Annotated in this window: 12 protein-coding genes and 2 pseudogenes; 5 read left to right on the forward strand and 9 right to left on the reverse strand. The window is 59.3% G+C overall.

The window, feature by feature from the left end:
• Positions 1–375: 375 nt before the first annotated feature.
• Complete coding sequence (hemN, locus tag LPJ38_RS35990) at positions 376–1,713, forward strand: oxygen-independent coproporphyrinogen III oxidase (protein ID WP_145642471.1); 1,338 nt, start codon at positions 376–378, stop codon at positions 1,711–1,713.
• A 408-nt stretch (positions 1,714–2,121) separates the two neighbouring features.
• On the opposite strand, the gene LPJ38_RS35995 is transcribed toward hemN, so the two are convergent.
• A complete protein-coding gene (locus LPJ38_RS35995; RefSeq protein WP_011084803.1) occupies positions 2,122–2,640 on the reverse strand; it encodes a hypothetical protein in 519 nt (172 codons plus the stop codon).
• Between the two features lie 413 nt (positions 2,641–3,053).
• Between LPJ38_RS35995 and LPJ38_RS36000 the strand changes: the two genes are divergently transcribed.
• Together LPJ38_RS36000 and LPJ38_RS36005 are read left to right on the forward strand one after the other, a co-directional pair.
• Positions 3,054–3,410, forward strand: a complete 357-nt coding sequence (locus tag LPJ38_RS36000) for a hypothetical protein (protein ID WP_161966254.1) — start codon at positions 3,054–3,056, stop codon at positions 3,408–3,410.
• A 506-nt stretch (positions 3,411–3,916) separates the two neighbouring features.
• The gene (locus tag LPJ38_RS36005) at positions 3,917–4,720 is read left to right on the forward strand and encodes a hypothetical protein (RefSeq protein ID WP_231088518.1); all 804 of its coding nucleotides are present in this window, start codon (positions 3,917–3,919) and stop codon (positions 4,718–4,720) included.
• Here LPJ38_RS36005 and LPJ38_RS36010 read toward each other — a convergent pair.
• The 3 genes and pseudogenes from LPJ38_RS36010 to LPJ38_RS36020 all read right to left on the reverse strand — a co-directional run.
• Positions 4,707–5,474, reverse strand: a pseudogene (locus LPJ38_RS36010) (IS630-like element ISRj1 family transposase); the annotation flags it as partial. The gene LPJ38_RS36005 and the pseudogene LPJ38_RS36010 overlap by 14 nt on opposite strands.
• Before the next feature lie 7 nt (positions 5,475–5,481).
• Positions 5,482–6,828: an IS5-like element ISBj5_B family transposase gene (locus tag LPJ38_RS36015; RefSeq protein ID WP_011084757.1), complete on the reverse strand. Its 1,347-nt coding sequence runs from the start codon at positions 6,826–6,828 to the stop codon at positions 5,482–5,484.
• Positions 6,829–6,989: 161 nt separating this feature from the next.
• Positions 6,990–7,301, reverse strand: a pseudogene (locus LPJ38_RS36020) (helix-turn-helix domain-containing protein); the annotation flags it as partial.
• Between LPJ38_RS36020 and LPJ38_RS36025 the strand changes: the two are divergent.
• Positions 7,275–8,174: a carbohydrate porin gene (locus LPJ38_RS36025; protein WP_099421828.1), complete on the forward strand. Its 900-nt coding sequence runs from the start codon at positions 7,275–7,277 to the stop codon at positions 8,172–8,174. The pseudogene LPJ38_RS36020 and the gene LPJ38_RS36025 sit on opposite strands and share 27 nt — an antisense overlap.
• Positions 8,175–8,305: 131 nt before the next feature.
• Complete coding sequence (locus tag LPJ38_RS36030) at positions 8,306–8,686, forward strand: transposase (protein WP_011084799.1); 381 nt, start codon at positions 8,306–8,308, stop codon at positions 8,684–8,686.
• A 7-nt stretch (positions 8,687–8,693) separates the two neighbouring features.
• Here the strand turns inward: LPJ38_RS36030 and LPJ38_RS36035 are convergent, their stop codons facing one another.
• From LPJ38_RS36035 to LPJ38_RS36060, 5 genes are all read right to left on the reverse strand, one after another.
• Positions 8,694–9,329, reverse strand: coding sequence for a hypothetical protein (locus tag LPJ38_RS36035; protein ID WP_014497829.1), 636 nt, complete (start codon positions 9,327–9,329; stop codon positions 8,694–8,696).
• 2,216 nt (positions 9,330–11,545) lie between these two features.
• Positions 11,546–12,490 (reverse strand): hypothetical protein, encoded by a 945-nt coding sequence (locus LPJ38_RS36040; protein ID WP_018647405.1) that lies wholly within the window; start codon positions 12,488–12,490, stop codon positions 11,546–11,548.
• A gap of 2,184 nt (positions 12,491–14,674) precedes the next feature.
• The gene (locus tag LPJ38_RS36050) at positions 14,675–15,715 is read right to left on the reverse strand and encodes a pectinesterase family protein (RefSeq protein ID WP_011084794.1); all 1,041 of its coding nucleotides are present in this window, start codon (positions 15,713–15,715) and stop codon (positions 14,675–14,677) included.
• 218 nt (positions 15,716–15,933) lie between these two features.
• Complete coding sequence (locus tag LPJ38_RS36055) at positions 15,934–17,232, reverse strand: glycoside hydrolase family 28 protein (RefSeq protein WP_014497833.1); 1,299 nt, start codon at positions 17,230–17,232, stop codon at positions 15,934–15,936.
• A gap of 1,756 nt (positions 17,233–18,988) precedes the next feature.
• Positions 18,989–20,158, reverse strand: a complete 1,170-nt coding sequence (locus tag LPJ38_RS36060) for a Wadjet anti-phage system protein JetD domain-containing protein (protein ID WP_095424606.1) — start codon at positions 20,156–20,158, stop codon at positions 18,989–18,991.
• Between the last annotated feature and the right edge of the window lies 1 nt (position 20,159).

Raw genomic sequence — 20,159 nt, forward strand, 5'->3', positions numbered from 1 at the left:
TCCTCGGAAGTCCAGCAACAAGCTCAGCTGCCCTGCTGAGGTTTTAAGATCCCTGTTTCCGTCGCAAAAAGGCAGCACGCCAGGGGGAATGCGGAAACGACGCTGCCCGATGAGCGATTGATACTGCGCACGGCTAGTCGCGGTACACCGCGCTAATTCGAGCGTCCTCGTAGAAATTCATATGCCACCATAAACGTCCGAATAATTGCGGACGAGCGGCGCTCACTTCCAGGCATGAACCCCAACGCTGCGTTTGGCCGTGACGTCGAGAGCAGGCCAGATCTCAGGAACCGTTAGACGCGTTTGACATAACGCAAAGACATAACAGTGGGCATCGGTCAGCTTTATGCCGCTCGACCATGAGAAAGTTAGGCTTTGCAGACGTCTCTCCTGAACAAGTATTGCGACGCTCGCCTGCCTTGGTACACCATATACCCGACCGTGCCGGATTTCTCCGCGACCGTCGGTGCCAAGACTTGTGAGACATGGTTGAGGCGGCTGCCGCCCGACGATCCCGTGTCGCTATACATCCACGTTCCGTTCTGTCGTGCTATCTGTTGGTATTGCGGCTTCCCTACAAGCCTCACTCGCAGCGAGCGACCGATCCGCAAGTACTTGGCGACGCTGCATGCCGAGATACGTTTGGTCGCAGAGCAAGCGCCTCGCGCGCTGCCGGTAAGCGACGTGCATTTCGGCGGCGGGACGCCGACTACTATTGCACCGGCCGATTTTCTCGCCTTGATGGCACTCCTGCGACGCTGCTTCGCGTTCAGCAAATCAGCTACCATCGCCATAGAAATCGACCCACGTGCGTTCACGGCCGAGATGGTTGAAACATTACAAGTGGCCGGCGTCAATCGCGCGAGCATCGGCGTGCAAAGCTTCGACGGGGTGGTTCAGAGGTCGGTCAACCGCGTCCAGAGCGAGGTGCAGACGGCGTCTGTCGTCGAAAGCCTTCGCCAGCATGGGATAAGCCGCATCAATTTCGACCTCCTCTTCGGACTGCCGCATCAGACGGTGCGATCTTGCGTGGACTCTACACGGACGGCTCTGGCCATGCGGCCAGACCGGCTTGCAGTTTTCGGCTATGCTCACGTCCCCTCCTATATGAAACGTCAGCGCCAGATCGATGAGACGGCGCTGCCGGATAATCTCGCCCGCGCCGAGCAAGCCGCGGCTATCGCAGATACGCTGGTCTCGGCTGGCTACCGCCAGATCGGGCTCGACCATTTCGCCCTGCCCAACGACGAGCTCGCGCTGGCGCAGAAAGCCGGTCAGCTTCGCCGCAACTCCCTGGGCTATTCGGCTGATACCTGCAAAACCGTGATCGGCTTAGGTCCGTCAGCCATCGGCCGTCTGCGTGAAGGTTACGTTCAGAACGAGAGCGCAACCGCTTCCTATCACCAACACATTCAGGCTGGTCGTCCGGCAACCTCAAAAGGCTACTGCCTCTCCCCCGAAGATCGCCTCCGCGCCGCAATTATCGAGCGTCTGATGTGCGATTTGCAGGCCGACGTACCAGCGATCTGTGCTGCTCACGGATTTGATCCAATTCCTCTTCTCAATTCGGCCGACCGGCTGGGAATGCTCGCCGAAGACGAGATAGTGGACATTGAAGAGGGATTCATTCGGGTCAAGCAGGAACACCGGTTTCTCGTTCGTGCTGTTGCTGCCGCATTCGACACCTATCTCGACCGTATCCCTATTAACTAAGCCGCGCATGTGAGCAGATCTCAAACATTTAAGCTCTTCGCGACGGAATGATCTGAAGAGGCACCTCCGGCAGACAGGCCAGATTTCGAGGATGCAGCGGCGGTGTCATGACAACGATCTTTCAGATATGGCCTCAAACCGGGAGGGCTGACTAAAGGGAAGCTGATTTGAAGGAGAAGCGCAGCGGATTCCGCCGTTCAGGGCCACGGCTCGATCATGCCGAAAGGGCTCTGCCCCACCTCCCCTTGACTGCTCTTGATGATGGTGACGGCCTCAGCGACGTGCCGCTGGAGACGCCGGCGCCCGCACCAGCTTCGGGAAATTTACGGCTGGAGGCAGCTTTGCGAAGCTACGGTCCACCTCCTCGAGCACAGTTGGACACTCGACGACGCCTGCAGCGTCCCAGACTCAAGGCTCGGCTGTCTTCGGTCCGGCGATCACTGGCGCGCCTCCGACGGAAACAGGTCCCTGTGGTTTGGACCGCCCGAAGCGTTTCCTGGCGGCGCTCGAAACAGCCCGGGCTGGCGACAAAGGAGGCTCGGAAGCAGCAGAAGGGACAGGTGTTGAACTCTGCAGCGCATCGATCCGCGAAGTCAGTATGGTGATCTGATCCAGGACCCCTTTGAGGACATCCCGCTGGGCATCGATCCGGCGGTTGAGTTCTGCGATCTCATCACCATTTTTCTGCTGTGCCCACTTTATCTCGGACAAGGATGCCCTGTCCTCCGGTGGCAGGCTCATCGTTGAAGCGACTTCGCTGCTTTCCGGCGTCTCGACAGGCTCTTCAAGGTTAGCCCAAAGCCAGGCGCTAGCAGCACACGAGCCGACGAGGATAAGCGGGAGCACCAAAACCGGGAGAATCCGTCTTGACGGCCCGTGCAAGAGCGGCCGCAAGTCTGAAGCGGCCGCTTGATCAATCAAGTCCATTGTCCCTCGCTCAAGATCTCGTTCCAGCAGGCTTATTTTGTCGACGCGATAGCTCGCGATGCTCCCGCGTTCCAGGAGCTGCCAGCGTCGACAATAATCAATCTTGGTGAGCTTCCCGATCGGCTGCGCCTACTCCTATGAAACGCTCCTTCTTGAGCAACGCGACAATTTGCGCGCGTTCTCAATGATAGCGCCACCAGCGAGCAATGGTTCTCGTCGTAGTCGGCGATGGCGCAGCATTCTCTCATCATTCAGAAGAACCTTGCAGATTTTTTACCGTGCCCCGGCACGAATGCAAACCGTCCACTGATTCCTGCAAGTGTTCGATGGAGCCCCGCCTCACGCATTGCCCAGACCAGCAACCTCGTCTGGGACGCGCCACGTAAGCGCCACGGCTGATCGGCCGAGCCGCAATGGCGCGATTGGACCGGCAAACATTGCACCTGATCAACTACCAGTTCCGGCAGGTTGTTCGAGATGACGGGCACGTGGCAAGCGTAACCAACGAACGCCGCGCACATCAAGGTTTTGGATGCAAGACAGGTTTTGCCGCGCCGACGGCAGAAAGCAACTGCTCGCCGATATCCGCCAAAGCTGCTCGATGGCTGATTCCTCCGGTCCCCTGGGCTATCACGTTGGATGTTGTGGTGTGGTTGCCGCGCGCGCAAATCCAAAAGCTCTTCGGCCTTCAAGCCCGCCGATCGTCTCGTGTTTCGGTGACAACGATACCAATGAAACGCTTCGTGAAGCCAAGCCTCTTGCACGGCTAGCCTTGCTTTCGGGTGGCTGCCGTTTGGTCCAGAAAGCCGCCTTCGATGCAGATGCGCACCACCGCCAGACTCGCCTGACGCACAGTGAGCAAGGTGGACATTCGCAACGCTTTGGCGGCCAGGACAGAACGCTCCGCGCGCTCGTGAGCATTTGCCGAGCCAGCGCTCTCCGCTGGCTCTGGGCGCACCGGCGTCACGCACAACCAAAGTTTCGGACCAGATCATCCTCGCGCCGCGAGCTGAGAGGTTCAGGAAGCCTGAGTGGCTCTGTTCGGATAGATCGAGTTCTGGCTCGTCCCCCTCCCCCACGGACGCGAAACGACAGCCGCGATGCCGCTTGCTCGTCATTGCGAGGAGCGCTGGCGACGAAGCGATCCAGACTGCCACTGCGGGGGGTCTGGATTGCTTGGCTGCGCTTGCAATGACGATGTGGAAGCAGGCGCGTGCCACACGCCGCCGCGAGCTCACTTCGGGCCAATCAGGCCGCATATTCATGGCCGGCAGACATGGACCCGAACTACGCCATGCGTGATTGCCTTCTTGCGACGACCTCGCCCCGGACATACTCGGCTACGGCAGCACTTTCTTTCAATTTAAGACCAAGGGGCAAGCAATCTGGGCTTGCTATCGCACTTTCGCTAGCGGCTTGTCTGGTCGGCAATCCCGTACTGGCACAAACCGCGAGCGGACTTGATCCTAGTAACCACCCTGTGGATCAGGCCAGCAAAAGAGGAAAGACTTCCGACCGGGCCGCAAAGCTCCCGATCGACCTGATCTGTCAGGCAATCCGCCCTCCTGCCCCGGCGCGAGCAGCAGGTCCCGGAGTGCCTTTGGAGAAGCGCGGCAATGCGGACAGGGCTGCTCAGACGAGACCGCAAAAAACGATCGATCCCTTCCAAAGGTACGACAATCTGCGTGAAAAAGGGTTGTGGTTCCCCATCCCTGGTCCTGCAGATACGATTGATCAGGACAAGGGGGGCGTTAGATCTGCGCTGGCGGACGTCGGCATCGGCTATATCGGGTGGACACATAACTCCTTTGCAAGCAACCAGCTACCGCATGCAGCCAGAAGCACTATCGCAAACCAGCTCTATATGGGCCAGAATCCGACTTTCGCGTCGGCGAACTTCATGATCGTCACCTACGATCTGAGCCGGTTTGGCATTGCCGACGGACAGATTGTCGTAGGGGCCGAGCAGCAATACTGGACGTGGGATCGCCCAGGGCCAGATCGGGTGGGACTCAATACGCTCGCCTACTACCAGACTTTCTTCAACAGGACACTAGTACCCGGAATCAGAGCTGAGTGATACGGCGGCCTTTGAAACGGCGTTGACGGACCTTTTTCTTGGTCCAGACGAAGGGCTCGGCTCTGTCGTTGTATGCGTTGACGTAGGCATCGATGTGTTCCTGAAGCTGCTTGAGGCTCGTGAAGGAGGTGCCGCTGAGCGACTGCCCCTGCAAGATGGAAAACCATACTTCGACCTGATTGAGCCATGACGCACTTGTCGGCGTGAAATGAAATTGCACGTTGGGGTGGGCCTTGAGCCAGTCCTCGTTCTTTTTATGGGTGTTGAGGTTGTCGAGGATGACGTGAAGCTTGCGGTTCGGAAAAGTCGCGGTGACGCTGTTCATGAAATCGAGAAACTCGACGCGGCGCCGGCGTTTTGAATGGGTCGCGATGATCTTTCCGGTGGCGACTTCGAGCGCCGCAAACAATGTTGTGGTGCCATGCCGCTTGTAATCGTGGCTTTGGCCGGTTAAGGCGCGGCCATTGGGCAACTTCAGATAACCCTGCGCTCGCTCCAAAGCCTGGATCGAGGGCTTCTCGTCCACGCACAGCACAATGGCCTTCGCCGGCGGCGCGACATAGAGGCCGACAACATCGGCGGCTTTGGCCGTAAAGTTCGGGTCGTTGCTCTCGCACCAGGACTTGCGAGCCACCAGGTCAATCTTGTGGCTGCGCAGGAACCGCCAGACATATTGGACATCGACATCGCCCAGCGCCTCGGCCAGCAGGGGGCCGGTCCAGCGCGCAAACCCTTGCGGTGGCGGCTTATCCAGTCGTCCGTTAAGAAGCCGGATTGATCGAGGCTGGCCGGGCGAGCGTGCGCCATAGCTGGGCCAGGAACAGGCACAAGAGATATCTCAGCCAGGCGAGGATGCGGCGGAAGTTGTGTCCGACGGCTGAGAGGACGACGTTGGCGGCATCGCCGGCGCGGCCTTTGAGGTAGCAGCGCCCGAGGTGGCCTTCCGCCTTCAGGTGTCCGATGATGGGCTCGATGGCGGAGCGGCGGCGCAGCTCGCGCTTGATGACACCGAAAACGCCGCGCTTCTGGCCGGAGATGAAGACGCGACGGGGATTTTGTGCGTCGTGGCCGCGGTATCCCTTGTCGACATAGGCCCGCTCGATCGGACAGCCGGTGAGTGTCTCGGTGCGGTCAATGACGTCCCGCAAGGTGTGACCGTCGTAGGGGTTGTCGGGCAGTGCGCTGGCGTGCAGCACGAACAGGCCACCGGGAGCCCGGCGGTTGTTGGTGACGATGGAGGCCTTCACGCCGAACTCGTAAGGCGCGCTGGCCTTGCCCTTGCCGATGCACTCCACTTCCGGGGCATGGAAGGAATAGAGCTTCCAGCCGCGCTGGCGCTGCTGCTGCGAGCGGATCTGCGTGGCCCGGCCGAGCGGGAGGGCGAACGCCTGCTCCAGTGCTGGCTGGCCTTCGATCTTGCGGCGGATGTCGCGGATGATCCGGCCCAGCCGGCTACGCAGGATACGCAACTGCCGCTGATGCCGCCTGAACTGTTTGGCATGGGCGTAGCGGCCGGCCATCATCGCGGCGGCCTTGGCGATGCGAGCATAGGATTGCCGCAGCCTGACGCCGTGCCTGATCGCCAGGCGGTTGAGCCCCTTGATGGCCGCATGCAGCAGCTTGGCATCGGTCGGAAAGGTGATGGCCTTCGGCTGCACCGTGGTGTCGACCGTAACCCGCTTGAGGTCCTGGCTGCGTAATGCACCGGCCTCGTGCGCTACCCGCAAGCTCTCGGCCAGCAGCAACTCCAGCTTGTCGCCAAGCCGCTTGCGCCAATGGCTCAGGTCCGAGCGCTCGTGCGGGAACGTGTGCTGAAAGAACTCTTCCCCGGTGAAGAACTGGAAGTATGGGTCATGGACCCAGCGCTCGCACACCTCCTCATCGGACAGCCCGTAAATGTGCTTGAGCAACAGCAGACCGATCATGAAGCGCGTCTCGATCCCGGGCCTGCCGTTCTCGCTGTAGAGCGGCGCGATCTCGCCGTCGATCCAGTCCCAATCGACCTTGCCGGCGAGCAGAACCAGCTCGTGCTTCATATTGATGATCTGGTCGAGCCGAGCCCGGAACAGATCGTTCGATCCCGTCGTCTTGTGCTTCTTCGGCCGCATCGTTCCCTCCGATGCAGACAAGGAATCATGCTTCCCGCTTCGAGGGAATCCACGAAAACCAAATCGCAAGGTTCTGACGCCCAAAGCATCAAAACCTTGCAATCTGGAAATGCCCCTTAGCCCAAATCGAGATTCCCGATCAGTGGCTTAGTCCTTCTTCACGGACGACTATCCAGCAGCTTCAGAATCCGCTTGTCGGTCGTCTTCGTATAGATCGGCTGCTTGCCAGGCCGCGGCTTGTCTTGCAGCCCTTCAAGGCCATGGTCGGCATAGCGATGCCGCCAAAGGCTGACAATCCGCGGCTGGACCCCAACTTCCTTGGCGATCGACCGGGTGCTGCGCCCATCCGCCGCCAACAGAACTATCCGCGCCCGCTTCAAATCGCGCTGCAACGTCACCGGTGAGCGACAGCACGCCTCAAGCACCTTGCGATCTTTCCTCGAAAGGTGGACTTCTCTTGCTTCGGGTATCATCCCGACCTTGAATCACGACTCACGTTCCAAGAAAAGTGGGTACTAGAACTCAAACTTGGCTACCTCAGAAACCAGAATGAATTCACCGGCACATTGTTCGGAGGAATCACAGGATCGAACATGTCTGCCTTGTTCCAGGCTGGGATGAGCACCAATGCCGCGCCCACGCCAGCGGCCAACTTGAAGTACAATTTTGACGCTCGCTTGTACAACAAGGTCTCCGTCCAGCGCTCAATCAGTCCAGATGGTGCCTATGCCCATATAACCGAGAATCCCACCGGCTTGAAATGGAGCACGGCCAATGCAGGCATCCTTCTTGTCGAAGAAGCCGGCTACAAGAGCAAGGCTGCTCCCGGCGTACCCGACACGTGGCTGCGGGCGGGCGTTGGTTTGAACAGGAGCCGCTACACGAATTTGGCGGATCCCAAGCAACAAAGGGAGAGCGGAAATAATTTTCACTACATCGCTGCGGACAGGCAGCTCTGGCAGAGTGACGCCCTTGGGTCGCCGTCTCGCGGCATCTACGGCGGCTTCTCCGTCATGGGAGCTCCACCTGAGCGCAACAGGATCAGCCGGTATTACGAGCTTCGTCTTTATGCAAAGGGACCTTTTGATAGCCGGCCCAGTGATCTGATTGCTCTCGTGGCGACCAACACGGCCTGGAGTAAGCTTGCAGTGGATGCTGCTCTGGCAAAAGGCCAGCTTGCGCACCGCGATAGCACAGCAGTCACGGGAACATACATCGCGCATCTCGCTCCGGGGATATATGCAAGCGTCGGACTGTCATACATTCATTACCCGACAATCATCACACACACGCCCCAAACGGAACACGCGCTCAATCTGTTGATATCTACGTTGATATTCTTCTGATCATCGCAAGCGCCGTTCTGCTCCGACGTTATCGTGACGCATGGGACCGAACCCTACCACGGCAAGTCGGCTAAGCGTGACAGAAACGAGAGCGCGACCTTCGACCGAGCAACGAGCACCACTTTATCGGCATGGGGAAGGACCTGGACGATCGTAAGCTCGGGGGAAACCAGCGAGCGGAAGGCATGGAGCAAGGGCGAATCGCGGGCATCGATTGCGATTCTGATCTTATGACCTTATTCGCGCCCGTGAATTCCGCAACCTTCACCAAAGAACCCAATTGCATGAGACGAGGCGGTCTCGCGGGCGCCGGCATCACCGCGTTGATGAGCCGCGAGGCCGTTTGCTACGACAATGCCCCGATGGAGAGCTTCCTCCATACACTGGTTCGTCATCGCAACCATAACCGCGCCGACGCCCAGCGCATTATCTTTGCTTTCATCGAGGGCTTCTACGAGCCGAACCCGGCTCCATTCCGCAATCGATATATCGCCCGATCGAGATGGAGCTAAAAGCCGCTTAAACCCCTCCACTCTTTCGGGGAAGATCAGACTGCCCTAAATTTAGAGCCGAGTCATCTGGATCGACGGATACTGGCGACGGTATGGATTGATCATCGAGCAATCGCCAAAGCTCCCCTGGAGAGAATTGCTCTAGATCGAAACTAAGCCCTTCTGGACCGGCGGAGAACGACGGGGCAGGGTGTTGGCGCAAGTCATCCTGCAAGTCCTTTTCTAGTCGCTGAAGCTCCTCTGAGGGGACGGAGACGGGGGACGGCATGGATTGATTATCAAGCAATCGCCGAAGCTCCCCTGGAGAGAATTGCTTTAGATCGAAACTAAACTCTTCTGGATCGGCGGAGAACGACGCGGCAGGGTGTCGGTGCAACTCGCCCTGTAAGTCCTTTTCCAGTCGCTGAAGCTTGTCCGAAGGGACGGAGGCTGGTGACGGAATGGGTTGATGATCAAGATGATCCAGCACTTGCAAAAGCTCCCACTGATGAAGCTGCTCGGGATTGATCGCGACGTGCCCTTGGACGAAAGCCGACGGGGCGGGTTGATCCTCCTGCCCGTCCCGAAGCTCCTCTCGCCGACTGCTAGCTTCGTACGAGGCCCTGTGCTGTGCAGCGGCGTCGCCGATGAGCGTCGGTTCCATCAGTGCCGCGCTTTCGGGATGGATGGGGGCCACGTTCGGGGGGCGGGCGCGACCGCTCCGTTGGCGTACGATGACTTCGCCCGTCGACCGAAAGGTGCGGAGATGGTCTAATGCTACAAGGAGGATTTTGGGATTTCCCTTTCCGACGAACTCGTATACGTCACCGCCATTGCTCAGCGACTTATTGTCCTGCCGAGCAACAATGCTCGGTCTGCGTTTTGCGAAGAGCCAACGGCTAAAGCTAAGAAGAGCGCCTGCATGTTGCTTCGCCCCACCGGCGACCATCCCGCCTTTGATGAGAGCCTCCTCAAGCCTCAAGATTTCGGGAGCATCCTGGGATAAACAGGCCGCTTGTCCAACTGATGCCCCCGTACCACAATCCCAGTTGATTGAGCCGGCTGCATCGCGGAGGCTGCTGACATTGCTCCACCACCGCCTGAATTGGCGAACTCGCTCAGCTGCTGCTCAATGGCAACGCCTTGCGGACTTTTTAGGGCCCTTGGCCTCTTCGCTGCTCTCAACTCAGCTGTGTTACGCTCATCGTTGATGAGGACCTCGCTTGGCAAGAGGTTGCTCCTGGCAAGTGCACTCATCGGCTCGGCCGGGGACTGCTGGTGTAGCTAGACACATTGGTAGAGGGCCTACCGCGTGGCCCACCGTCAGGGATCGCGTTATCGGCTTCGCGCACCTCGTTTAATTGCTGCTCAAAGTCGTCTTGCCCGGATCGGTCGGGTTGATGCTCTTGCGAGACCTGTACCGCGGCCCGGCAGTTACGTCAAAATTGTGCGGTTCCACATTAGCCTCTCGTCATGCAATCAATTGAGCTAGTCCTACTATGAACAAACTTTCGAGAATCTGACGAGCCGTCGCCCGCGGCTCTCAATCGTCGCGCAACTTCATGCCGAAATCCTCGACTTGCGCGCCACCGGTCTGTCGCCGCGCGGGATCGCGCCGCAGATCGCCATGAGCGTGAGGACTATCGAACGCTGGCTTGCTGCGGGCGGTGAGCCTGAGCGCCGGCGGCCGCCCGCACACTCTGTCCTCATTGATCCTTTTCGAGATTATTTGGGAAAAGCGCTGGGAGGAAGCTGACCTTAGCGATTTTTATCGCACCAAGCTCGCTGTCATCGGCTTCCCAGGTCCAGTGGGCACTTGCACTCTGCTCCCGAGCGGACCAGGTGTTTGCAACGCAGCGCGAGGGGCCTTTGCATAGCGCAATAACTGAACTGGGCATGAGGCCTTAAGCTATGCAGGTTGCGAAATACCGCGCCCGCCGAGGAATTTGGGCGGCCATCAGGAAAAGCCTTTGTCAGCAAACTTTCGTTTGGTGGCCAAGTTCTTGGCGCTTGGCCATCGCCTGCGCTCGGCGCCGGTGCTCCCTCGATCAGGAATGCGTTCGATCTGTGGTAGCTGCGGTTTTCAAGACAAGAATTGGCGGACTATGTGAAAGGATCAGGGATGCAGAAAGCATGTCCGGGCACGCACCAAATTGGTAGAATCGCTTGGCAGATTCTACAAAGAGGAGGCTGGACGGTTCAGGCCGTGCCCCTGCAACGGATCCATCGCCTGCCAACAGCCTCGCTATAGAACGCCTTACGCGAGCTGCCCCGCCGAAAGCTCGATTGCAGGCCCTGCTGCCTCTTCAGCCACGTTCAGGATAAATGCGTACGCGCTGGCGGCCTTCGCTCTCCACCAATTCACCCCTGTAAGGCACTCCGCGGATCTCGAAATAGGTTGGTTGGCCCGCCCGCGGCAAGATGCCTTGGCCTTCCAGGGCGCGGACGAGGTAGGGCGGAAGGAATCGATCTCGGTGCTCCCATCCCCGCGGATCAGATACCCAAGATCAACGGGCCCCTCACCGGATTGCACGGCTGGCACGATCGGCCGGGGACGATAGAGCGACTGAGACGGGCCTGGTTCATCCGGCTGGCTCACGCGGGGATGATGGATCAGGCGAACATCCCTGCGGCCTCCTGGTCCACCGTAGCCGAAAATAGCGCTCCCCATTGATCACAAACTGACTTGGCCCGAACTGGTTTGGCAGCAGATGCATATTTCCCAATACATCGATCAACACGACTGAAGCCGCCTGGGAGCCGTGGCGCCAGCCGGCGCCAACGATCGCTCCTATATCCCGCAGCTCCGGAGCCGCCCCCGGCGGTCCTGCGAACGACGAGGCGGCTGCAAATTCAGATGCTGGCGCAGAGCGCGCATCGTCACGCAAGTCGTGGGGTGTGGGGTGGATCCAGATCAACGAAGGAGTCGAGACCGCCGTAGATGTTTGACGATCGAGGCCTCACGCACGACGGCGATGCGGAGTCTTGCATCTGTTGCCCGAGCCAGGCCCAGGCTCCCTGGCTGGGGGTGGCCGGTGTAGCAGGAAGCTCGAGCGGCGGATGAGCTTGCGCGCCCCAGTGCGGCGCTGGCTCTGGTGAGGCGGGTCCTTGGATCTGCTCGCCAAGCCAGTTCCAGGCTCCGGCGCTCGGCGTCGCCGGGGTTGCGGGAAGCTGCTGCGACGAACCGGCCTGCCAATGGCTGGGCGGCGCTGGCATCGATATGTTGGGCCCGTGGATCTGCTCGCCAAGCCAATCCCAGGCGCCCGCGCTCGGGCTAGCTGGCGTTGCGGGAGGACCCTGCAGTGCATGCGGCTGTCGAGCAGCTTCCCAAGAAGGCTGGCCCGGATCCTCAGGAGGCCTCAATCCAAGCGCCCTGTTCGCCTCCAGGATTTGCTCGTATCCGCCAAGTTTGACCAGATCAGCATTGATCTTCTTGTCGTTGGTTTCGCGCCTGTACTCCTCGAGATCCCGGACAAACGCGGGGGTGGAAAGTCGGCCGGCCATCGGTGGCCTATCATGGGTCCGCAGCCACTCACTCAGCTTAGACATGCGGCGAGCTTGCCTGTCGATCGTCTTCGGCTCGATCCTGTGTGTTGCCTTTTCCGCCGCCGCCCACATGTGGATGAGGGTTGCGTCCGCGCCGTGAGGAGCCAGTCGGCGGAGATCAGGCGCCAGGGCGTTTCCGGCACCGACCTCACGGAGCTTCTTCAAGGCCGCCTTGATGCGCGTGCCGCGGCGGCCTGCGTACCTGTCGACCTCCTCATCGAGCTCAGCTTCCAGCTGGTGGTTTTCCACCTCCGGATTGTCCTGCTGCGCGTTTTCCAATTCCCGGCTATTCGATCCGCAATTGAGGGCCTGCCGTGCTCGCTCAGGAGCACGCTCAAATGGCGCAAATCGGTTGCCGCATTCTTGATCGTGCCGTCGGTGAGGTTACCCGCCGCCTTGTTTCGGAAATCTTTAATGAGCTCCTCATCGGCCGCAGGGACCCCGCGCGTCCGGCCCGGCTGCCTCGCATAATCAATTCGTAAATTCGTCGAAAAGACGTCAGATTGCCCAGCGTCGCGCGACGAATTTTCACTGCTGCTCCGGCCAAGCGCCTTGCCGATTCCCGACTTGAAGCGTGACCATAATCTGCGGCTTTTTCCGCTTTTGGCCGACGCGGCAGACTCTGCGTCCGGAAAGCTTTAGCGCGCGCTGCTGAACAGATCATCTCGCAAACTAGACTGCGGCACTTGCGTCGCAGCGGTAAGCTGAAAGCTGGGAATGTCTACGCTCCGGCGCGTGTCGCCTAGCGCACTCTCCCTAAAAGTGGAGTGCGGCGGCGCCCGCATCGAACCGCCGAAATCGTCCCGCCGGACTGCTCGACCACCTCCTGCGGGAGGCCGATCAGGTGAAGTTGACTTGCTTTGATCAGACGGATCGAGATGCAAATCCTCCATACGCTTCTCAAAGTCGCCTTGCTCGCTTGAGTCGCCCCGTCGCTGACCCGCCCGCCCCGGCAGCGCGGCGTACTCCCGCATCCAGGCTCCTGAATCGAAGAATGGGTCAACCGGATCCATCCTGCTCTCCTCATGTTTGTAGAGACCCTGCAGCAATCCGTACGGCCTGGATTACGGCGAGATTGCAGCTCTTCAGATTCTCGATTGTTGTAGCCGCAACCTTTCAAGAAGCTGACGAGATCAGGATATTGCTGCGCGCGAGACCGGCGTCGCATCGGCACCCGCCTGACGACGGACGGAGTTGCTCCAATTTTATCGCACCTCTTCGCCGGTTTCGTGTTCGAGCTGACGAAATTGGTCGACCGATCTAACAATGGATCGCCGGTCGATCGTGCGCCGAATTCAAGCATCACGGCGGGACTTACATAGCCGCTACCGTCTCCAATGGATCATACGTGACGTGCATCTTGTCGTCCTTGGCATCAATTTTGGTAGTGAGCTTGTCCTATTGCAGGCGTTCATTGATGACGCACAACGTCTTTTCCTTGACGCAGACCGGAGGCGTTCTCGCGCGTTGGCACTTTTGCTTTGACTGCGGTTCTGAGGGACCAAATTGTCCACCGGGTCCGGAGCTGTTGCTCGAATGCCGTATGTGAGATCCACGTCGTACGAGAAACGGCGAATTGCGCCGTAAGCCTTCGAAAGGGACGTTCCGCTCGGAGACGAGATTCTCGCCCAGTGGCGACGAGCGCGTTCAGGCATCAAAACGACCCCAAACATTCTTTTTCGAGAAGATGTGCAGGGCGTCCTGAGTTCGCAGCAGTAACGGTGCCTGGCAAGCCAAGTTGGCAATGAAGATCCGGCAGACTTCGATTCGCTCACTTCAATCGGGCTCAGTCTTTGACTGAGGGACCGCAAGGCTTCTCTTGCAGTCTCGGGACCGCCCCGCTCGAGCGCGCACGACCTCACCTGCACGACGGCTTGGCCATCGTAAGCTGCCAACGCGGTGCATGCTTGAACTCCACAACTTGCTTGCCAAGATGGAGCTCGCGGAACGCCCCCGAAGTCAAATAAACCTGCCGAACAGTCTGCGGCCTCGTCAACCGAGTTGGTTGGCTGAGGCAGCGCCTCCGTAACCGATGATTTCGCCGCGGCGCGCCTTGGTCTCCTCAACAACTTTTCGACCGACTGAGCTCTCGTTCCGAAGCAACTTTCGACGGGGCGCAGATAGGCGCCCTCGCCTCGCGCACGGGAATTTTCGTCGCTCACCGACCGAACGAATATAGCCGCGAAGCATCAGCCCACTTCGCTCTCCGGAGATCTGCGCAAGGCGCTGAACAGGCAAATCAGCCGTTCCCGAGCGATGACGACGTGCTGACGTGACGGTCCGTAGAGCTTGCCGACACTGATCCGCCAAAACGGACAAGATGATCTGCGAGCTGAAGCGGGCGCATGTGGGTGGACGGCGAACAGATGAGATCGTCGCGCCGGCCCCCCTTTCCGTCGGTTTGGCTCCGGCGGCGGTTGGGTTGCTGTACAAGACTCTCCATCACAATCAGGCTCGCTCCCCTCATTCATCCGAGGATCGCCGTGGAACCCCTTCACCGTGAACATTGCTCTTTGTTCGAACCTGATGGTTCGTGGGCAGCCAATCTGTGACACCCGCGAAGAACACTCTCAGCGACCATCTCGCAGCTTCGCCATCTTTCAGTTGATGGGAATGAGGCTCGCGGCCTGATGGGTTAGCACCGATGCCGAAGGATCTATATTCGGCATAATAGCTCGTGCTCAACTTGTTGGTCTCGCCGGGAGCCCATTCGCGCCAGCCTTCCGCAATCACTCGTGCATCTATCTTTGTCGACAGGAAGACCACTGTGGCGTAGGAGCGCCAGGGGCGGCCAAGCGCGATATAGCGCGCAGCAGGGTCGGCACTTAGCCTGCAATGATCAAAAACATAGCCACTGTCCTCATCCGGCGTTGCCTTGCTCTGAGCGGTATAGATGACCGCTTGATTGGCGATGCCGTGCAATTCACATTGCCGGAACCAGACCTTGGCGTTGCCAAATATGAAATCGACATGCCCTTCGATGTAGCAGTTCGAGAAGTATTGTCGTGACATTCTACCGTTTGGTCCCTTGCCGGCAAACAGCGTGTCCTGGGCGCCGAGCAGGCGGACGCGCGTAATGACGTCCCTATCTCCGGTAACGGACAGCGCTACCGCCTGCGAAGGTGGATTGGCCGGATTGAGGGCATAGTCGTTCTGAATGGTCAGATTCTCGAGCCGGAAGTCATCGCTAGGGGCATCCAGCGTCGCCGAACGGGCCGTTCCTCCTACATTGACCGCGCCGTCGCCATACACAATGACCGTATCCTCCGGCTTGTTGCCAGTCCCTGCGAGATGAACACCGGATTTCGTGATTTTAACCTTCTCGCGATAGATGCCTGGCGCGATCCGGACGTTTCCGCCTTCCGCCGGCAATGCGTCGATGGCTTGCTGCACGGAGTGATAGTCTGCATTTCCGGCATGCGACACCAACAGTGGATGAGCGTACGCCGCGGCGATGCAGAAACATCCCGCCAGAAGTGCAGCGGAGGAAACGAAAATTCGCATGTGATCTTACACTTCGTTTCTCAGCGGGATAGCCGTCGCGCATCGACACAAGATTTTCATCGCCAAATCAGAACCTGCGTCACCTTGACATTTCCGGCCCTGCAAAACTGTCGGCCAATAGCAACCAACTCGGGACATGAGCCCGACCTTCGTCAACACCAGTAATCTTGGCCCCAGATGCGGAACTCACCACCTGAGTTCGGCGCCGCGTGTAGTGCTTACCGATTGCCGTCGCGGAATGCCTTGGAACATACCTCCGATCCGCGCAGCGGCGGTTGTGTAGCTCGTCCGGGCAGCGGGGGCCATACGTCAGAGTGATTTGCGCTGACGTTCGCATGTTCAAGTTGCCAAGTCGCGGAATTGGCAAATCGAACATCTTCGAGTGTCACGTCCAGGGCATGCCGCTCGTCTATGCCGCGCATCAGCAGCACACCAGTGTCGCCATGCACATGACGGAGAACGATTTGCCGATAGACCGGAATCCTCGTGCCTTGAGCGCGCGGATCATATTTTGCATCGAAAGCCAGCGGCCACCGGTTGCCCCTCAGGCACACGTACTCATAAGTCACGTTCTCGACCAGACCGCCTCGACCAACATCGCTCTTGATGCGCAGGCCCGACGTCGTACCATCCAGTGTCAGATTACGCACCAATATGTCTCTGGCCCCGGAATTCACCTCGCTGCCGATCGACATGCCATGCCCCCAGCCGAAATAATTATCAATGATCGAGATATGGCTGCTTGAACCATTGTCGCCGGCCTTGATTGCGACGTTGTCGTCACCCGTACGGATCCAGCTGTGGGTGATGGTCACATCCTGACTGGCGCCAAGATCGATGCCATCGGTGTTGCGGGCATCCGCCGGCGAATCGATCGTGAGGGCCCAAAACGTGGCACCTTCAACCCGGTTCATCGCGACATGAAAATTGGCAGCGTTGCGCAAGGTGACACCAGAGAACGTGATATCCTGCGCATGATCGACCTGGATCAAGCGTGGGGCGTTCTGATTGCCGCCCTGGGCTTGGGCGCGGCGGGCTAGCTGCCACCAGGTTTCCGCGCCGCCGCCGATCAGCGCGCCGCCCTGACCATCGATGATGCCCTCTCCGTAGATACCGCCGCCGCGCGTTTTAGAAAAGCTGATGAATGGCCGGCAACCGTCGCCCTTTTCCGCAATGCGACCACATTGTCCGAGGCCCTTGTCGTAAGCGGCAGGTTCGGGGATGGCGATCAGTGTCGCACCGCGTCCGACCCATAAGGTCACGCCCGATTTCATCTCGAGTGGACCTGAGTGAAACTCGCCGCGCCCGAGATAAACTGCAGCGCCATCGGGGCAATGTTCAATGGCCTCCTGTAGGCTAACTGTATCGTTCTTGCCGGAAGGCACAGGGCGATCACAGACCGTATCAGGTGCAACAGGTTCGGCGATAGTCCGGCGGTCTTGCGCTTTTGCGGCGGGGCCGACAACCATGGAGGCGAGTATGGACAATAGGGCCCAGTTGCGAAAACGCTTTGTCATTGACCTGCTCGTGCTTTTGTCACGCGCATCATTGTCGCGTGCCTTTTCTGGTATTGAGCGCTGGCTTGATCGAGTCGGCGCGTGCGTCACTGGCGCGCACAAGATGACATTTATCCGACGCAGTAGACGCCTGGACTTGAGATCGCGCAGCAGCACCTTGCCTATGCGCGAAAAAGATGAAGCGTTTTGCGATAGTACGAAAATCCAACAACTTCGTAACGTCAGCCTGCTCACACTGATTGAGCTCCCAACCGGTCCCCGATTTCATTTGTGCAACTCCAATTGCGCGTGAGTCCACGCAGCCTCTCGTCCAGGATCGGTGGGCAGTGAGTATTCGGGAAAGCTTTCGAGAAGCTGACGAGGCTACGGCCGGCACCGGATCGCATTCGCACCGGATCCCCTCTTCCTGGTGTCTCACGAATTTTTAGATGACTGCCGTTACCCGCCCTGTTCCGGAGTGATCGCTTGCGGGACATAGTCAGTGAGTTCCGTCATCATCCATGCGATGCCGGAGGCATGGTCGGCTTCCGCGGTCAGCACCGCTCGGCACGTCGCCTGCCCAACGGCCATAGCGGACCATCGTGGTCATTGAACGCGCCCGCTCGCGCCCCCTCCATGGACGCCTAATCGGAAATTTCAACGACTTAAAGACGGACAAGACGACCGAACTGGCTGGAAGTGGAGAGCTCTTGACACTCGATTCAGGACATCTACGTGAGCAGCCCCGAAACAGGAGGCTCTAGCCAAAGACGCGGCGATACGTCCCCTATCTGGTGCTGCTCTGCGCGCATCCCTGGCGGACGCACCGCGATCAGCCAAAAAGCCGAGCCTATCGGCAAGGCCGCACCTAATTGTCCAGTTCGCCCGCCGGGTTCGCAACACCATGCGTCTCGAGATCTTCGCCAGGCCCGTCCCAAAACCTGTCGCCGTTAACGTGCGCGGCGGCAGCTTTCAGCGGTCCCATCGAGGCGAAAACGCCACGGCAGCATCCGGGTTAACAGGATTATCGAGGCTTCGCGATTTAGGCGGCCGTGCGTTGCGTATTGAATTGTTTGCCGCAGAGTTGCGCTGGCGTTCATCGATCGAGACCGCTCGACACTCAAGCCTCCGCTCCAGATCCGCCAATCCTGCCTTACATTCGGCGACAACCGATTGGGCGCGAAGCAGCTTGACCTTGAGCTCGTCCTGTTGCCTGAGTATGTTCTCAAGATCCCAATCGTTCTGCATTAGCTCATTGACCATCTGCAAGCCCCGATGCAAGGCCGACACCTAGCTTCAAGAGCGCAGGCTCTGCATGTCGCAGATGCCCCACCCCGAACCATGGGCTAATCCGATGCCAAACGATCGTCCTGAGGACGCCTTTACGCTGGCGTTCTTGCTGAGAACCACCATTCGTTGCGAGCCCCCAAGACAATCGGCTTCTGCCCGGCAAACCGGAGCGCGATCCCAAGATGGCAGAGTTCGCGAGGCAGGCGCCCGGTTTGGAAAGCGCATCGGGGGACCTCTGCCATCGATCAAGCGGGCATATTTCATCTCAATACTTCAACCGGATGCTGAACGAGCATCATAGTCACAGGTGGTTTCGTCCCATCTTCAAGCAACTGGCATGCCAATGCTGGTTGAGCGTTTTTATGAAGAAACGATGTCGGTTTGCCCGCAGCACGTAGTTGCGGGCGGTGCTGTTGTCGCGCTTGAAACAAATGACGTCCTGAGCGAGACAGCCAAAGCAGCAACCACGAGCGTCCGCGCGCATTTTCTAATGAAACTCTGGCAGGACTGGATCGAGTTCTTCCTGCTCGAGCGTCTTGGCTCCATCTTTCGCCAGGTACGCTGCCAGAGCTGCGATACCGGAGTCCGGTGGACATCGAGCGGGTGCGGATTTTTTGAACGGCACTTGTCCCAAACGCTCGGCAACTTCGACACTCATGAGGTGGGCACGGATCGGCCGGTCGACGGCGCGCTCGATGGTGTGGAAGATCCAGGTGCCGTCCGGATCGATGTCCGACCAATGAAAGATCGGCGTCTGTTCGGATACCAATCCTGCGATCGTCCGCAGCGCCTGCTGGGTGGCAAGCGAGGGGTACCCTCCGACATACATGGTCGTTCCTAATCGGCCGGGGTCCGCCTCGGCGATGTGCCGGTTGAAGCTTGCGAAATTTTCGATCGTTAGCACGTAGGCCGGCGGCTCCCGGAAGCGGACGCGATCTGCTTCCTTGGGAGTGATTCCGAGATACAGCGGAGAGATTCCGGAGAGGTCGGCTCCATCGAGGTCGATCTTGCCCGCGATCAGCAGCGGTGGCGCGAAGCGCTCAAGGCCGATTGCCCGGAGCGCCTCGCGTGGCCGCGCGCCGGGGGGAAACTCCAGGATGCCGCTCAGGAGCCGCACGACCGCGCCTTCGATCCGTTCGAGCGTTTTGCTGTGCCCCACCGTTCGTCTCGAGAAGGTCTTGTAGTCGACGCCAAGATGTTTGTTAGCCAGGATGGCCTGCGCGAGAACGAACGCGTCGCGCAGTGTCTCGACATCGGACGAAGCAACCCCGTGCCACGTTTTCCCCCGCCCCCATACCTCGGCGACTTGGGAAGCGCTGTTCTTCAGAGAGTCGTGCATCGCCGCCCCGGCGACAAGCCGCACAGCGGCATCCTCCGCGATGCGCGACGCGGGGGTACGGCGGAGATATCGGTATAGGATCTCCGCCGAGGCCAGCCGCACATGTGCCACTTGGTCGCTCATGGGGCCCCGCCCCCAACCAAGGGAGACCGCGCCGGCGCTTTCGGCTTCCCTGATCTGTTTCAGGAAGGCGTCCGCCGCGACTACTGATGGGAAAGCGGGGTAGTCCGGGTGGGCGATCGGGCTTGCGGCCCCCGCCTCGAAGCGGTTGAGCAGGTCGTTCAGCAGGCCGATCGCATCCGTGAAACGCCGAGCCATG

The organism is Bradyrhizobium daqingense (assembly GCF_021044685.1).
GTDB classification, from domain to species: Bacteria; Pseudomonadota; Alphaproteobacteria; order Rhizobiales; family Xanthobacteraceae; genus Bradyrhizobium; species Bradyrhizobium daqingense.

What these genes read in the sequence shown, in the direction of transcription:
- LPJ38_RS35995 (WP_011084803.1), bottom strand. Translation starts at nt 2,640, where the DNA reads ATGGACTTGATTGATCAAGCGGCCGCTTCAGACTTGCGGCCGCTCTTG.
- LPJ38_RS36000 (WP_161966254.1), top strand. Translation starts at nt 3,054, where the DNA reads ATGGCGCGATTGGACCGGCAAACATTGCACCTGATCAACTACCAGTTC.
- LPJ38_RS36005 (WP_231088518.1), top strand. Translation starts at nt 3,917, where the DNA reads ATGGACCCGAACTACGCCATGCGTGATTGCCTTCTTGCGACGACCTCG.
- LPJ38_RS36015 (WP_011084757.1), bottom strand. Translation starts at nt 6,828, where the DNA reads ATGCGGCCGAAGAAGCACAAGACGACGGGATCGAACGATCTGTTCCGG.
- LPJ38_RS36030 (WP_011084799.1), top strand. Translation starts at nt 8,306, where the DNA reads ATGGGGAAGGACCTGGACGATCGTAAGCTCGGGGGAAACCAGCGAGCG.
- LPJ38_RS36035 (WP_014497829.1), bottom strand. Translation starts at nt 9,329, where the DNA reads ATGGAACCGACGCTCATCGGCGACGCCGCTGCACAGCACAGGGCCTCG.
- LPJ38_RS36050 (WP_011084794.1), bottom strand. Translation starts at nt 15,715, where the DNA reads ATGCGAATTTTCGTTTCCTCCGCTGCACTTCTGGCGGGATGTTTCTGC.
- LPJ38_RS36055 (WP_014497833.1), bottom strand. Translation starts at nt 17,232, where the DNA reads ATGACAAAGCGTTTTCGCAACTGGGCCCTATTGTCCATACTCGCCTCC.
- LPJ38_RS36060 (WP_095424606.1), bottom strand. Translation starts at nt 20,158, where the DNA reads ATGGCTCGGCGTTTCACGGATGCGATCGGCCTGCTGAACGACCTGCTC.